The organism is Shinella zoogloeoides, assembly GCF_003574625.1.
GTDB classification, from domain to species: domain Bacteria; phylum Pseudomonadota; class Alphaproteobacteria; order Rhizobiales; family Rhizobiaceae; genus Shinella; species Shinella zoogloeoides_A.
This window is the reverse complement of sequence record NZ_QNUJ01000010.1, coordinates 173,266-188,261: the sequence shown is the minus strand read 5'-3', so window position 1 is coordinate 188,261 and position 14,996 is coordinate 173,266. Positions and strand designations below refer to the sequence as shown.

Sequence of the window (14,996 nt, the reverse complement as noted above, 5' to 3'; positions counted from 1 at the left end):
TGGATGGCCCGGTTGAGGGGTTTCCGGGTGCATGCGATAGAAGAGACAAAGGGAGACGGCCATGCGCGCGATGTACTACGAAGCCTTTGAAGCGAAACCGGATATCCGCGTCCTGCCGGATCCGGCGCCGACGCCCGGCGGCGTGGTGATCAAGGTCGAGGCGACGGGGCTTTGCCGCAGCGACTGGCACGGCTGGATGGGTCACGATCCCGATATCAAACTGCCGCATGTGCCGGGGCACGAGCTCGCCGGCACGGTGGCGGCGGTCGGCAAGGCCGTTACCCGCTTCCGCGAGGGCGAGCGGGTGACCGTGCCCTTCGTCTCCGGCTGCGGCCATTGCGGCGAGTGCCGCTCGGGCAATCAACAGGTCTGCGAAGAACAGTTCCAGCCGGGCTTCACCCATTGGGGGTCCTTCGCCGAATATGTCGCCATCGACCATGCCGACCAGAACCTCGTGCACCTGCCGGAAGCCATCGACTATGCCACGGCCGCCAGCCTCGGCTGCCGCTTCGCCACCTCCTTCCGCGCGGTGGTGGACCAGGCGCGGGTGACCGGCGGGGAATGGGTGGCGGTGCATGGCTGCGGGGGCGTCGGCCTCTCGGCCATCATGATCGCCGCCGCGCTGGGGGCGAACCCCATCGCGATCGACATCTCCCCCGAGAAACTGGACTTCGCGAAGAAGATGGGCGCGGTCGCGGCGATCAATGCCCGCGCGGTGGCCGATGTCGCCGAGGCGGTGCGGGAGATCACCGGCGGCGGGGCGCATGCCTCTGTCGACGCGCTTGGCTCGCCCGTCACCTGCTTCAATTCGATCAAGAATTTGCGGCGGCGCGGGCGGCATGTGCAGGTGGGGCTGATGCTGGCCGACCATGCGACGCCGCAGATTCCCATGGCGCAGGTCATCGGCCACGAGCTGGAGATTTACGGCAGCCACGGCATGCAGGCCTGGCGCTACGACGCCATGCTGGCGATGATCGAAAGCGGCAAGCTTTCGCCGCAGAAGCTGATCGGCCGGCATATCGGGCTTGAGGAAGCCGTGCCGGCGCTGATGGCGATGGACCGGGCGACGGATCTGGGGATCAGCGTGATCACGCGGTTCTGAGGGTGGTGGGCTTGGCTCACCCCCCTCTGCCCTGCCGGGCATCTCCCCCACAAGGGGGGAGATCGGCAAGAGGCAAGAAACTAGCTCACACAGCAGCGCTGGAGAGGAAGCGAAACGTCGCTCCATCCAATCTCCCCCTTGTGGGGGAGATGGCCGGCAGGCCAGAGGGGGGTGCCCCACCCGATACGAACAATTGACATTCGCCGCCCGATAACCGCCAATCGACGGCAAAGTGCAGGAGAATCGCCACCATGTCCCATGCCGCCTATGTGTTCGACGCCTATGGCACGCTGTTCGATGTGCATGCGGCGGTGCGGCGGCATGCGGGGGATGTCGGGCCGAACTACCAGATATTCTCCGAGATCTGGCGCGCCAAGCAGCTCGAATATTCCTGGACGCGGGCGCTGATGGGCGCCTATGCCGATTTCTGGCAGCTCACCGAGCAGGCGCTCGACTATACGTTCCAGCGCATCGGCGGTGTCGATCCCGCGCTGCGGCAGAAGCTGCTCGACGCCTACTGGAAGCTCGACTGCTATCCGGAAGTGCCGGCCGTGCTGAAGGCGCTGAAGCAGCGCGGCGCGCATATCGCCATCCTCTCCAACGGCTCGCCCGCCATGCTGGCCTCGGCGGTGAAGAATGCGGCGCTCGATACCGTGATTGATGATATCTTCTCGGTGGATGCGCTGAAGACTTACAAGACCGCCCCCGCCGTCTACGATCTGGTGACGACGAATTACCGGCTCTATCCGAATGCCGTCTCCTTCCAGTCTTCCAACCGCTGGGACATTGCCGGGGCGACGAAATTCGGCTTCCGCACCGTCTGGATCAACCGGTCCAACATGCCGGACGAATATTTCGACCTCGGCCCGTCCCTTATCCTGCCTTCGCTGGAGAGCCTGTAAGATGGCCTGGTCCGCCGCACAGTACCTGAAATTCGAGGACGAGCGCACGCGCCCGGCCGCCGATCTTCTCGCCCAGGTGCCCGCCGATCTCAGGGCCGGCACGGTCTATGACCTCGGCTGCGGCCCCGGCAATTCGACGGAACTGCTGGTCAGGCGCTTCCCCGGCCGGGGCGTGCGCGGCGTCGACAGCGCGGCCGACATGCTGAAGGCGGCGCGCCAGCGCCTGCCGGGCGTGGATTTCGTCGAATGCGACCTTGCCAAATGGCAGCCGCCGGAGCCGGCCGCCCTGCTCTTCGCCAATGCCGTCTTCCAGTGGCTGCCCGATCATGTGGCACTGATGACGCGGCTGATGGACGGCCTTCGCCCCGGCGGCGTTCTGGCCGTGCAGATGCCGGACAACCTTACCGAACCCTCCCATCTCCTGATGGAGGAAAGCGCGCTGGCCGGCCCCTGGCACAGCGCCTTTGCCGAGGGTACGCCGCGCCGCAAGCCGCTGCCCAGCCCCGCCGCCTATTTCGATGCGCTCGGGCCGAAGGCGGCGCGTGTCGACGTCTGGCACACCGCCTACAACCACCCGATGCCGGATGCGGCGGCTATCGTCGAATGGGTCAAGGGCACGGGGCTGCGCCCCTATCTCGACCGCATCCCGGCGCGGGAGCGGGATGGCTTCCTCGCGGATTACGAGGCGCGCATCGGCAAGGCCTACCGACCGATGGCGGACGGGCAGCGCCTGCTGCGCTTCCCGCGGATTTTCATCATCGCCGTGAAATCCTGACCCTCAGATCTTCTCCACGAGGAAATCGATGAAGGCGCGGATGCGCGCGGCCAGATGCTCGTGGCCGGCGAAGACGGCGTGAACGATCTCGATATCACCAGGATTGAAGGCCTCCATTACAGGCACCAGCGTGCCGGCGGCGATGTCGGGCTCGACATGGAAGCGGCCGATGCGGCCGAGGCCGAGGCCATCGAGGCAGAGCTGGCGCAGGATCGCACCGCTGGAGACCAGCATGTTGCCCGTGATCTCATAGGGCTCGGTGGCGCCATCCTCCGACAGGAAGGGCCAGTCGTCCATGCTGCGGCGGAAGTTGAAGCGCAGGCAATTGTGGGCGGCGAGATCGGCGGGATGCTGCGGGGTACCGTGCCTTGCGAGATAATCCGGCGAGGCGATGACGACCTTGCGGCTTTCCAGCAGCTTGCGCGCCTTCAAAGAGGAGTCTCGCAACGGGCCGGAGCGGATGGCGACGTCGGTGCGCTCGCCGATCACGTCGATCACCCCGTCCGTCAGCGTCAGGTCCAGTTCGATCTCCGGGTAGAGCGCCAGGAAGGCCGGCAGCAGCGGCAGGATGTAGCGCTCGCCGAAGCCCACCGACGCGTTGACGCGGAGCGGGCCGCGCGGCACGACCTTCGCGCCCTCGGCGACGATCCGCTCCGTCTCTGCAATCTCCGACAGGATGCGCCGCGCCCGGCCGAGATAGACCTCGCCCTCCGGCGTCAGTTCCAGCCGGCGCGTGGTGCGCACCAGAAGCCGCGCGCCGAGCCGGTCCTCGATACGGGTGACGAGCTTGCTGACGGCGGAGGGCGACAGGCGCAGCTTGCGACCCGCGGCGGAAAAGCTCTTCAGCTCCGCCGCCAGCACGAAGACCTCCATTTCGCCGGCCCGGTTGTCCATGCGCCACCTGTGAATTGACTTCACATATTCTTATCCACTGCTCCCGATTAACGCGCAAGTGGCCCTGCCCCATATTCCGCCCCGAACCTGATCACCCACCAACAGGACGCCCGGCCACCGGGCGCGGGGATTGAACCATGCCACTTGCCCTCCTTGCCCTGACCGTCGCGGCCTATGCGATCGGCACCACGGAATTCGTGATCGTCGGCCTCTTGCCGACCGTCGCCTCCGACCTTCACATCACCCTGCCGCTCGCCGGCCTCATCGTTTCCGTCTACGCGCTCGGCGTCACTTTCGGCGCACCCGTTTTGACGGCGCTTACCGGAAAGCTCGGCCGCAAGCCGCTGCTGCTCGGCCTCATGGCGCTCTTCATCGCCGGCAACGCGCTGGCGGCGCTCGCGCCGAGCTACGGCATGCTGCTTTCCGGCCGGGTGCTGTCGGCCTTCGCGCATGGCGTCTTCTTCTCCGTCGGCGCCACCATCGCGGCCGATCTCGTCGCGCCGGACAAGCGCGCCTCCGCCATCTCCATGATGTTCATGGGGCTGACGGTCGCCATCGTCACCGGCGTGCCGCTCGGCACCTTCATCGGCCAGACCTTCGGCTGGCGCGCCACCTTCTGGGCCGTGGCCGGCCTCGGCCTCGTCGCCTTCGCCGCCATCGCCCTCCTGCTGCCGGCGAACCTCAAGCGCGAGGAGCCGGCCGGCCTGATGGAACAGGTGCGCGTGCTCGGCTCCGGCCGGCTGCTGATCGTCTTCGCCATGACGGCGCTCGGCTATGGCGGCACCTTCGTCACCTTCACCTTCCTCTCGCCGCTGCTGCAGCAGGTCACCGGCCTTTCCGAAAGTACGGTCAGCCTCGTGCTGGTGCTCTATGGCGCGGCCATCGCGCTCGGCAATGTCGTCGGCGGCAAGGTGGCGGACCGCGATCCCGTCAGGGCGCTCGTCGTGCTCTTCGCCCTGCAGGCCGCCGTGCTGGTGCTCTTCACCTTCACCGCCCCCTCGCCGGCCCTGGCGCTCGTCACGCTCGCCGCGCTCGGCTTCCTGTCCTTCGCCAACGTGCCCGGTCTCCAGCTCTATGTCGTCGCCATGGCGCAGCGCCATCGCCCGGCCGCCGTCGACGTCGCCTCGGCGCTCAACATCGCCGCCTTCAACCTCGGTATCGCCGCCGGCGCCTGGATTGGCGGCATGGTGGTCGCCTCCCCGCTCGGCCTCGGCGCAACGCCGTGGGTCGGCGCCATCCTCGTTGCCGGCGCGCTCGGCCTGACCCTTGCCAGCGGCGCGCTCGACCGGCGCGAGCGCAGCCAGCCGGACGCCGCCTGCCAACCCGCCTGAAACCCTTCGACCGCCGGGGCGTTCCTTCAAGAGAGCTCCGGCGGGCCACCAACCTCACAAGGAGAAAAACCCATGAAAACCGTCAGGGCCAATGGCGCCCATATTCCCCAGCTCGGCTTCGGCACGTTCCGCATGCCTGAACCCGAGGTAATTTCGATCCTGCCGAAGGCGCTCCAGAGCGGCTTCAACCATGTCGATACCGCCCAGATCTACGAGAACGAGGCCGCCGTCGGCGAGGCCATCCGGACATCCGGCGTCGCCCGCGACAGCATCTTCCTCACTACCAAGGTCTGGGTCGCCAATTACGGCAAGGACCGCTTCGCCGCCTCCGTCGAGGAAAGCTTGAAGAAGCTGAAGACCGACCATGTCGATCTCCTCCTCCTGCACTGGCCGAACGAAGCCGTGCCGCTCGAGGTGCAGATCGGCGAACTCAACGCCGTGCGCGAGCGGGGCCTTGCCAGGCACATCGGCGTCAGCAATTTCAACACGGCGCTGATGGCCGAGGCCGTGCGCCTCAGCGCTGCGCCGCTGGCCACCAATCAGGTCGAATACCATCCCTATCTCGACCAGATGAAGGTGCTGGAGGCCGCGGAGACCTATGGCATGGCGCTGACCGCTTACTACGCCATGGCCGACGGCAAGGTCCCGAACGATCCGGTGCTCAAGGAAATCGGGGCGGCGCACGGCAAGTCGGCGGCGCAGGTCGCGCTGCGCTGGCTGGTGCAGCAACCGGACGTGGTGACCCTCACCAAGACCGCGACGGACAGCCGGCTTGCCGAAAACCTCGCCATCTTCGACTTCGTGCTGACGCCTGGCGAGATGATGCGCATCCACAAGCTCGCCCGCCCGGACGGCCGCATTGTCAGTCCCGACGGGCTTGCTCCGGCATGGGACAAGGCGGCGTAAAAGGCACGCCTTACTCGAAAATCCCCTTCTCCCGTCGGGGAGAGGGGGACCCGAAGGTCGGATGCGGAGGCTTTTCCTCACCATCCGGGTTTTTGCGCATCGTGAGTTCCGCCTGCGGTGTCCCCTCATCCACCTGCCGGCGCCTTTTCCCCGAGGGGAGAAGCGGATGTGGGGGGGCCGGCTTGCCCTATGACGATGCCCTCGCCGCCTCTCGGGCCGGCTTCCCAAAGGCCCGCCGGCCGGATATGGGTGATGTGCCGCGCCGCGAGCGGCTGGGAGCCCTTCATGCAGACCTCGTCCCCGACCGTCTTTGCGCCGGACTGGCCGGCCATTGCCGCCGTCATCCTCGGCGTCACCGCCTTTTCCGTGGCGCAGGGGCTCACCTATCCGCTGATCTCGCTGACGCTGGAATCGCGCGGCTATTCGCCGGCGCTGATCGGGGTCAACGCGCTCGCCTTCGCCGGCGGGCTTGCCGCCTCGACGCTGCTGCTCGGCAGCCTCACCGCGCGCTGGCGGGCCGACCGGCTGATCATCGCCAGCCTCGTCGGCTGCTCGCTCTGCCTTGCCACCTTCGCCGCCTCCACCTCCTTCGCCGTGTGGCTCGGCGCCCGCTTCCTGCTCGGCTTCTTCGCCAGCCTCATCTTCATGCTCGGCGAGGCCTGGCTGAGCGCCGCCTGCCCGGACCGGCTGCGCGGCCGGATCTCCGGCGCCTACGGGGCGGGTATGTGCGCCGGCTTCGCCGCGGGGCCGCTCGCCATTCCGCTGCTCGGCAGCGAGGGCGGGCTCGGTTTCGCGCTGACGGCGGTCTATCTCGCCATCGTCGCCTTCGCGACCGGCATGCTGATGTTCTCGACGCGGACGGTGCCGGAGCCCTCCTCGACGGGTGCCGTCTTCCGCTTCTTCCGGGCAGCGCCCCTGCTTGTCGGCATGGTCTTCGTCTTCGGCTTCGCCGATATCGCGGCGATCTCCGCCATGCCGGTCTATTTCGTGAAGATGGGCTACAGCCAGGCCTTCGCCGCCGTCAGCGTGACGGTGCTCGCCCTGCCGACCGCCATCGCCCAGCCCTTCATCGGCCTGATGCTCGACAAGCTGCCGCGCGAGCGCGTGGCGCTGAGCGCCGTGACGATCGCTGCCGCGAGCTATCTCATCCTGCCGTCGATGGAATCGGAAATTGCGATCCTCGCCGTCTTCGCGCTGATGGGCACGGCAACCTTCTCGCTCTATACCTGCGCGCTCACCATGCTCGGCGAGCGCTACAACGGCGCGATGCTGGTGGCCGGCAGCGCGGCTTTCGCGCTCGCCTATGCGGCGGGCAGCGGCGCGGGCTCCAGCGTCACCGGCGCGATCATGGAGGCCGGCGGGCCGAAAGCCGGGCCGCTCTCGGTCGGCCTCGGCCTTGCCGTCTTTACTGCGGCGCTGGTTTTCGCGCGGCGGCGGTAGAAAGGCCCCCTCTACCCTGCCGGGCATCTCCCCCACAAGGGGGGAGAAAGGGGAGGCTTGCTCACCGTTCAAAATTTGAATGCAGAGGGTGCTGCACGGTAAGCCCCTCCCCCTTGTGGGGAGGGGTTGGGGAGGGGTCTTCAACCCCGCCCGATCAGACGAACTGGCTGAGCCCCGGAACCGAGGCGACGACTTCGTCGACCACGTCGCTGCCGGCATGTTCGCGGGCGACCGCGATGGTTTCCTTGGCAAGGCCGGTGATCTCGCCCATGCCGAGGCCCTGGCTCATCAGCTGCTGGCCGAGGCCCATGACGCCGCCACCGGCGCCGAGGGCGCTCATCAGGCCGCCGAGCAGGCCCTTGCCCTCGCCTTCGCCATTATACTGGGCGACGAGGTCGGAGGCGCCGGGAATGGCCTCGATCATCTTCGCGACCGGGCCATCGGCCGCCTCGCGCTGCAGGAAACCGAGCATCATGCCGATCGCCTTTTCGGCAAGGGCGGCATCGATGCCGACGGCATCGGCAACGCGGGAGACGAGATCGTTCATGGAAAATCCTCCGAAGGAATTGACGTTAACGTCAAGGTAAATGAATTCGCCGGCAAACTCAAGCGAGCCCGGCGCGCTTTCCCATCTTGACCCCGCCATGGCAAGGCCTTGAAAGCGTGTTGTTTGCCTGCAGGACTATCCTTATAAACTGAGCACGACGATTCAATGAAAACATCGCCGCGGCGACGCCTTGCCGCGAATCGCAGAACCGGCAGCCCAAGGAGTTTCAACGTGGCGGATTCCATTCTTCAAGACGGAAAACTCTATATCGGCACCAGCCGCAAGCCGGACGACACGAACAACAAGCCCGAATATCTGGAGCTGAAGTTCGGCAATCGCCACGGCCTCGTCACCGGCGCGACCGGCACCGGCAAGACCGTGACGCTGCAGATCCTCGCCGAGGGCTTTTCCAATGCGGGCGTGCCCGTCTTCTGTGCCGACGTGAAGGGCGACCTTTCCGGCATCGGCGCGATGGGCGAAGCCAAGGACTTCCTGGAAAAGCGCGCCCAGCAGATCGGGCTGGAGCCCTACGACTTCCAGGAGTTCCCGGTGATCTTCTGGGACCTCTTCGGCGAGAAGGGCCACCGGGTGCGCACCACCATCTCCGAGATGGGGCCGCTCCTGCTGTCGCGCCTGATGAACGCGACGGACGCGCAGGAAGGCGTCATCAACATCGCCTTCAAGATCGCCGACCAGGGCGGCCTGCCGCTGCTCGACCTGAAGGATCTTCAGGCGCTGCTCAACTATATGGGCGAGAACGCCTCGGCGCTTTCCAACCAGTTCGGCTTCATCTCAAAGGCCTCCGTCGGCTCGATCCAGCGCGAGCTGCTGATCCTCGAGCAGCAGGGCGCCGTGCAGTTCTTCGGCGAGCCGGCGCTGAAGATTTCCGACATCATGCGCACGACCAATGACGGGCGCGGCGCGATCTCGGTGCTCGCCGCCGACAAGCTGATGATGAACCCGCGCCTCTACGGCACGTTCCTGCTCTGGATGCTCTCCGAGCTCTTCGAGGTGCTGCCGGAAGTGGGCGATCCGGAAAAGCCCAAGCTCGTCTTCTTCTTCGACGAGGCGCACCTGCTCTTCAACGATGCGCCCAAGGTGCTGATCGAGCGCGTCGAGCAGGTGGTGCGCCTCATCCGCTCGAAGGGCGTCGGCGTCTATTTCGTCACGCAGAACCCGCTCGACGTGCCGGAAACCGTGCTCGCGCAGCTCGGCAACCGCGTGCAGCATGCGCTGCGCGCCTATACGCCGCGCGAGCAGAAGGCGGTGAAGACCGCCGCCGACACGTTCCGTCCCAACCCGGATTTCGACTGCGCTACCGTCATCACCCAGCTCGGCACCGGCGAGGCGCTGGTCTCCACGCTCGAAGGCAAGGGCGCGCCCTCCATGGTGGAGCGCACCCTCATTCGCCCGCCGGCCTCGCGCCTCGGGCCGATCAGCGATGCCGAGCGGCAGGACATCATGAAGGTCAGTCCCGTCGCCGGCCTCTACGACGAGGATTTCGACCGCGAATCGGCCTACGAAATCCTGATGGCCCGCGCCAAGAAGGCGGCCGACGCCGCCGCGCAGCAGGCCGAGGCCGACCAAGCCGGCCAGCAGCCCTCCGGCGGCAGCCGCTGGACGCTGCCCGGCTTCGGCGACGAGGAACCGGCCGCTCCCAAGCAGGCCAAGCCGCGTGCGGGCTACCAGCGCGAGACGGTGGCGGAAGCGGCGATGAAATCCGTCGCCCGCACGGTGGCCTCCTCGCTCGGGCGGGCGCTGGTGCGGGGGATTCTGGGAAGCCTGCGGCGGTAGGCTGCGAGGTCTGGCAGGCCCCTCATCCGCCTACCGGCAACTTCTCCCCGCAAGCGGGGAGAAGGGATTTGTGGCGCTGCCGCATTCCAGCTTCATCGGCGCGATTTTTGGGAAACCGGCAGCATCCCACCGCTTGCGAGGTGGTGGCGGCGATTGGTCGTAAGCGCGGCCGGGTAGCCCCTCATCCGCCTGCCGGCACCTTCTCCCCGCAAGCGGGGAGAAGGGACATGTGGGACTGCCGCGTTCTTCTCTCATCCGTCCGATTTGCAGGAAACCTGTGCGGGATTCCCCTTCTCCCCGCCTGCGGGGAGAAGGTCGCGGCAGCGGGATGAGGGGCGGCGGCGTTGCCAATGGCTGTATCTGGTGCTACCCATACCCCGTTCGCAACACGAAAGAGAGGGCTGTGCCGTGAAGTCCGGCTTCCTGCCACATCGCACACATGGCCCTGATCTTGCCCTGCAAATGCGTTTGCAGGGCTGATCGGAACGAACACACTTTCTCTTCTGGTCTGCCCTATCCGGCGATGCGGCCTTGCGCCCGCATCAACCTCCCCGCCCTTCCGCGCGCCTGACGGCTGACGCCGCGCCGCGAGGGCCATGAAGACCAGAGAATTTCCATGTCGCTCATCAATATCCGTGCGCTCGGCGTCACGCTGTCCACCGACCTCTTCGCCAATCTCAACCTCTCCATCGCCGCCGGCGACCGCATCGGGCTCGTCGCCGCCAACGGGCGCGGCAAATCCACGCTCCTGAAATGCATCACCGGCGACTTCGAGCCGACGACGGGCGAGATCACCCGCGCCCGCGGCCTCACCGTCGGGCATATGGAGCAGAACCTTCCCGCCGGCCTCGAAAAACTCACCTTCCGCGAGGCGGTGCTGGACGCCCTTTCGCCCGAGCAGCAGGAGAGCGAAAGCTGGCGCGCCGATGTGACGCTGGAGGAGCTCGAGGTGCCCGAGGTGCTGCGCGAGCGGCCGCTGGCGGCGCTGAGCGGTGGATGGCAGCGCATCGCGCTCGTCGCCCGCGTGCGCGTCGGCGAGCCGGACGTGCTGCTGCTCGACGAGCCGACCAACCATCTCGATCTCGAAAAGATCGCCCGGATGGAGAACTGGCTCGCCACGCTGCCGCGCGACATGCCCGTCGTCCTTTCCAGCCACGACCGCGCCTTCCTCGATGCCGTGACGAACCGCACGCTTTTCCTGCGCCCCGAGCGCTCGCAGCTCTTCGCGCTGCCCTATTCCCGCGCCCGCGTGGCGCTGGACGAGGCGGATGCGGCGGAGGAGCGGCGCTTCGAGAAGGACATGAAGACCGCCCAGCAGCTTCGCCAGCAGGCGGCCAAGCTCAACAATATCGGCATCAATTCCGGCAGCGACCTGCTGGTGGTCAAGACCAAGCAGCTCAAGGCCCGGGCCGAGCGGATCGAGGAGGCGGCGAAACCGGCGCATCTGGAGCGCTCGGCCGGCGCGATCCGCCTCGCCAATCGCGGCACCCATGCCAAGGTGCTGGTGACGCTGGAGGATTCGGCGGTGGAGACACCGGACGGCACGCTTCTCTTCCGCACGGGCCAAAAATTCATCTGCCAGGGCGACCGCATCGCGCTGCTCGGCCTCAACGGCACCGGCAAGACGCGGCTGGTGCGGCGGCTGCGGCAGGCGATCGAGGGGGCGGGCGAGCCCGGCATCAGGCCAACGCCCTCGCTGGTGCTCGGCTATGGCGACCAGGCGCTGTCCGACCTTTCGGATGGGGAAACGCCGCATGGCACGATCATCCACCGCTTCGACGTGGGCGACCAGCGGGCGCGCAGCCTGCTCGCCGGCGCGGGCTTTTCCGTCGAGATGCAGGGGCGGCCGGTCGGGCAGCTTTCCGGCGGGCAGAAGGCGCGGCTCGGCATGCTGGTGCTGCGGCTCGCCAACCCGAACTTCTACCTGCTCGACGAGCCGACCAACCATCTCGACATCGAGGGGCAGGAGGCGCTGGAGCGGGAACTGACGGCGCAGGAGGCAAGCTGCCTCTTCGTCTCGCACGACCGCGCCTTCGTGCGCGCGGTGGCGAACCGCTTCTGGCTGATCGAGAGGCGCAGGCTGATCGAGGTGGACGGGCCGGAGGATTTTTTCGCGGAGACGGCGATGCTGGCTTGAGCGGGGTCGACAGGGGCAGGCTGCCGCCTTTGAACGCGACGTCGCCCCTCTTCCTTTCTCCCCTCGGGGAGAAGTTGGCCCGAAGGGTCGGATGAGGGAGGAGCAGTGAAGAAAGGCTTTTCTTTTTTTGCCTTCGGCATCCCCCTCATCCGCCTGCCGGCACCTTCTCCCCGGGGGGAGAATGGGAATGAGGAGACGTCCTCATATGATAACCCGGCAGTGAGGGGTAGCGCGGGTTCCATCCGGAATGGAGGACCGAAAGGCAACTTGGATTGCCGGTAAAGTCCGCCCCTCTCCTCCGTCATCCTCGGGCTTGACCCGAGGATCCATGCGACACCCGGGGCGTGGATGGTCGGATCAAGCACGACCATGGCGTCGGTGGAGGTATGGCGGCCCGACTATGACGACGGAGTGGGCGTCCGGAATGGGCAAGTCTGCCTGCAACCTGAACGTCGCGTCCCGCCGGCAAGCCAAGCCGCGCTTTTCGCAGGAAAGCCGGGCGGCACATCTCGCATCAAAGCGGCGATGCCCGCTTCACCCGATACGCGAATCCCCGCGAAAATCCTCGCGGGAAAAGCCGATGCGTCTTGGCGGGTGGTCGCAGAGGGCCTGCACGCCGAGGGGGGAGAGGCGGATGCGCCAGGTCTGGCGCTCCACCGGCCGCGGTTCGGCGAAGCCGGCGGCCGTCAGGAGGGCCATGTTGGTGCCGGCGGCGGGATCGCGCACCGAGCGGTAGAGGATGGCGGCGATGCCGCCCTGCCGCGCGCCGTCGGCCAGCGACTGGCAGGCGGCGTAGTCGGTCGGGTGCGTCCAGTGCGCGGCGTCGCGGTCGAGCGGCGGCAGGGTGAGGTCGATGGCGCTTTGCGTCGCGACGGCAGCGCGGAAGGCGGTGTAGTCGGCGGCGTTGCCCGGCAGCGGCGTCGCCGGCGATTCGGCAAAGAACAGCAGGCGGTAGAAGGCCATTTCGGCAAGCGCCGTCTCCACCGTCAGCGCCGCGTAATAGACGCCCAGCGTGCGCCCCGCCCGGCGGAAGCGCGAGCCGTGCGGATAGACCGCGCCGTAGCGGAAGGGCGTGGCGAGCAGATAGTCGAGCCCGGCGCATTCGGGCGGCAGGACAGGCTTGCTCTCTTCCAGAAGGTCTTCGAGAAGCGCCTGCTCGTCCAGCGTATCGACGAGCTTCAGGGTCGAGACGCGGTGCTGCGCCTCGACGAACCGCCAGACGCCGCCCTTGAAAGGCCGCGCCTCAGACGAGAGCGCGGCGGGCGTCCAGATAGGCAAGGACATCGACAAGGCCTGCAATGGAGACGATGCGATCGACGGGGCGGGCGCCGAGCACGGTGTTGTCGGCCGTCATCCAGGCGCGGGCGACGCGCTCGTCGCCGCCGGTGATGGCATCGAGCGAGCGGAAGAGGCGCACGAGCAGCACGGCAAGCTCGAAGGGCTTGGTGCCGCGCTCCAGCAGCACGTCCTGCCGCTTCAGCCGCGAGACCGTCGCCTCCGAAACGCCGATGACCGCCGAGAGGATGCGCGCCGTCAGTCCCAGTCCGTCCGCCGCGCGCACGGTCGCCTTGGTGAGCACGGTGCCTTCGGCATTGGCTTGCAACAGGGGTTTGCGCTGCATGGGGCGATCTCCTTTCATGGGAAACAATATAGGCTTTATATTTCCCGTGACAAGATGCGATCTGGCCTCACGCCACCCGGACGTAGCTCGTCATGCCGGTCTTCTGGTGCTCGATGATGTGGCAATGGAACACCCAGTCGCCGGGATTGTCGGCGACGAGGGCGAGTTGCACCTTCTCGTCCGGCAGGATGAGATAGGTATCGGTGAAATGCGGGCGGACGGCCTGCTTGTTGGAGTTCATCGGCCGGAAGGCAAGACCGTGCAGGTGCAGCGGGTGGACCTGCGGCGTCGGGTTCTCGACGTTGAAGACATAGGTGCGGCCGGTCTTCATCTCGGCGAGCGGAGCGGTCGGGTCGCCCGTGTCGTCCGCCCACGGCACCTTGTTGATGGCCCAGAAATTATAGCCGAGCGAGCCGCAGATGCCGTCCTTCGGCCGTTCCTCCGCCGAGGCGCTGAGGATGAAGGGAAGCTGCGTGGCGGCGGACAGATCGGGCTCGGCCATGGGATTGGCGGCCAGCGCCGGCAGGTCCCTGATGTCCCGCTTCAGCGAGGCGCCGGTGGCGCGGAAGGTGGCGAGCGTGGCCGGCTTGGTGCCGCGCAGGTCCTTGAGGGTCGCGACCGCGCCTTCGCCGTCCGGCATGCGCAGCACGAGATCGAGACGCTGGCCGGGGCCGACCAGGAGATGGTCCAGCGCGAAGCGCTCGGCCACGGGATTGCCGTCGGCGGCGATGACCTGCGCCTCCGCCCCCTCGACGACGAGGGCGAGGATGCGGGTGACGTCGGTGGCGGCAAGACGCAGGCGCACGAGGCCGCCGGCCGGCGCGTCATATTGCGGCTCCCGGCGCCAGTTGGCGGTGCGAACGGTGCCGAAGGTGCCGGCGCGGGCGGCATCGCGCGGGCGGAACTGGGCGATGAACTGCCCGTCGCCGCCGAGCCGCCAGTCGCGAAGGTTCAGCACGATCTCGGCGTCGAAGACCGGATCGGCCGGATCCTCCACGACGACGAGGCCGGCAAGGCCGCGACCCATCTGCTCCAGCGTGTTGCAATGGGGGTGATACCAGAAGGTGCCGGCATCGGGCGGGGTGAAGGCATAGTCGAAGCCGTCGCCGCCATAGACATAGGGCTGCGTGAGGAAGGGCACGCCGTCCATGCGGTTGTCGATGCGAAGGCCGTGCCAGTGGATCGTCGTCGGCTCGTCCAACTGGTTGTCGAGGCGCAGGTTGAAGCGTTCGCCGCGGCGCAGGCGCAGCACCGGCGGGATCTCCGCCTCGCCATAGGTCATGGCGCCCTTCGTCGGGCCCTTGTCGGTGATCAGCGCCTCGGTGCGGCGGGCGACGAGCGGCATGGCGGCCTTCGCGCTGGCAATGCCGCCGAAATACCCGGCAAGGCCGAGCCCGCCGGCATAGGCCCCGGCGGCAAGAGTGCTCTTCAACAGCGTGCGACGTGTCAGCATGGCGGTCCCTCCGGGTATGTGACCCGTTTCTAAACCTGAGGACGGCGCTCATCAATAAGCATGCCGCGACCAGATTGCCGCAGGCCGTTGTTGG

The 14,996-nt window shown here is 67.3% G+C and carries 13 protein-coding genes; 8 read left to right on the top strand and 5 right to left on the bottom strand.

Going from position 1 to position 14,996, the window contains the following annotated elements; genetic code table 11:
• The first annotated feature begins 61 nt into the window (after positions 1 to 61).
• The 3 genes from DSD28_RS19950 to tam all read left to right on the top strand — a co-directional run bounded on the left by DSD28_RS19950 (position 62) and on the right by tam (position 2,779).
• Complete coding sequence (locus tag DSD28_RS19950; RefSeq protein WP_119258177.1) at positions 62 to 1,102, top strand: zinc-dependent alcohol dehydrogenase family protein; 1,041 nt, start codon at positions 62 to 64, stop codon at positions 1,100 to 1,102.
• A 251-nt stretch (positions 1,103 to 1,353) separates the two neighbouring features.
• Positions 1,354 to 2,004, top strand: coding sequence for a haloacid dehalogenase type II (locus DSD28_RS19940; protein ID WP_119258176.1), 651 nt, complete (start codon positions 1,354 to 1,356; stop codon positions 2,002 to 2,004).
• A gap of 1 nt (position 2,005) precedes the next feature.
• Entirely contained in the window at positions 2,006 to 2,779 is a 774-nt protein-coding gene (gene tam, locus DSD28_RS19935) for a trans-aconitate 2-methyltransferase (RefSeq protein ID WP_119258175.1), read from the top strand.
• A gap of 3 nt (positions 2,780 to 2,782) precedes the next feature.
• Here tam and DSD28_RS19930 read toward each other — a convergent pair whose 3' ends face one another.
• Positions 2,783 to 3,673, bottom strand: a complete 891-nt coding sequence (locus DSD28_RS19930) for a LysR family transcriptional regulator (RefSeq protein ID WP_119258174.1) — start codon at positions 3,671 to 3,673, stop codon at positions 2,783 to 2,785.
• A gap of 137 nt (positions 3,674 to 3,810) precedes the next feature.
• On the opposite strand from DSD28_RS19930, the gene DSD28_RS19925 reads away from it, so the two are divergent.
• The 3 genes from DSD28_RS19925 (at position 3,811) to DSD28_RS19915 (ending at position 7,350) form a co-directional block, all read left to right on the top strand.
• Positions 3,811 to 5,004, top strand: coding sequence for an MFS transporter (locus DSD28_RS19925; protein ID WP_119258173.1), 1,194 nt, complete (start codon positions 3,811 to 3,813; stop codon positions 5,002 to 5,004).
• A 72-nt stretch (positions 5,005 to 5,076) separates the two neighbouring features.
• The gene (locus DSD28_RS19920; protein ID WP_119258172.1) at positions 5,077 to 5,910 is read left to right on the top strand and encodes an aldo/keto reductase; all 834 of its coding nucleotides are present in this window, start codon (positions 5,077 to 5,079) and stop codon (positions 5,908 to 5,910) included.
• Positions 5,911 to 6,195: 285 nt separating this feature from the next.
• Positions 6,196 to 7,350: an MFS transporter gene (locus DSD28_RS19915; protein WP_119258235.1), complete on the top strand. Its 1,155-nt coding sequence runs from the start codon at positions 6,196 to 6,198 to the stop codon at positions 7,348 to 7,350.
• A gap of 154 nt (positions 7,351 to 7,504) precedes the next feature.
• Here DSD28_RS19915 and DSD28_RS19910 read toward each other — a convergent pair whose 3' ends face one another.
• Positions 7,505 to 7,897, bottom strand: a complete 393-nt coding sequence (locus tag DSD28_RS19910; RefSeq protein ID WP_119258171.1) for a hypothetical protein — start codon at positions 7,895 to 7,897, stop codon at positions 7,505 to 7,507.
• Between the two features lie 243 nt (positions 7,898 to 8,140).
• Here DSD28_RS19910 and DSD28_RS19905 point away from each other — a divergent pair, with 243 nt between their 5' ends.
• Together DSD28_RS19905 and DSD28_RS19895 are read left to right on the top strand one after the other, a co-directional pair.
• A complete protein-coding gene (locus tag DSD28_RS19905; protein ID WP_119258234.1) occupies positions 8,141 to 9,691 on the top strand; it encodes a helicase HerA-like C-terminal domain-containing protein in 1,551 nt (516 codons plus the stop codon).
• Between the two features lie 616 nt (positions 9,692 to 10,307).
• Complete coding sequence (locus DSD28_RS19895; protein WP_119258169.1) at positions 10,308 to 11,828, top strand: ABC-F family ATP-binding cassette domain-containing protein; 1,521 nt, start codon at positions 10,308 to 10,310, stop codon at positions 11,826 to 11,828.
• 534 nt (positions 11,829 to 12,362) lie between these two features.
• On the opposite strand, the gene DSD28_RS19890 is transcribed toward DSD28_RS19895, so the two are convergent.
• From DSD28_RS19890 to DSD28_RS19880, 3 genes are all read right to left on the bottom strand, one after another.
• Entirely contained in the window at positions 12,363 to 13,112 is a 750-nt protein-coding gene (locus DSD28_RS19890) for an RES family NAD+ phosphorylase (RefSeq protein ID WP_119258168.1), read from the bottom strand.
• Positions 13,072 to 13,449, bottom strand: coding sequence for an MbcA/ParS/Xre antitoxin family protein (locus DSD28_RS19885; RefSeq protein WP_119258167.1), 378 nt, complete (start codon positions 13,447 to 13,449; stop codon positions 13,072 to 13,074). Before DSD28_RS19885 ends, DSD28_RS19890 begins: the two co-directional genes overlap by 41 nt.
• A 67-nt stretch (positions 13,450 to 13,516) precedes the next feature.
• A complete protein-coding gene (locus DSD28_RS19880; RefSeq protein ID WP_119258166.1) occupies positions 13,517 to 14,902 on the bottom strand; it encodes a multicopper oxidase family protein in 1,386 nt (461 codons plus the stop codon).
• Positions 14,903 to 14,996: the final 94 nt, after the last annotated feature.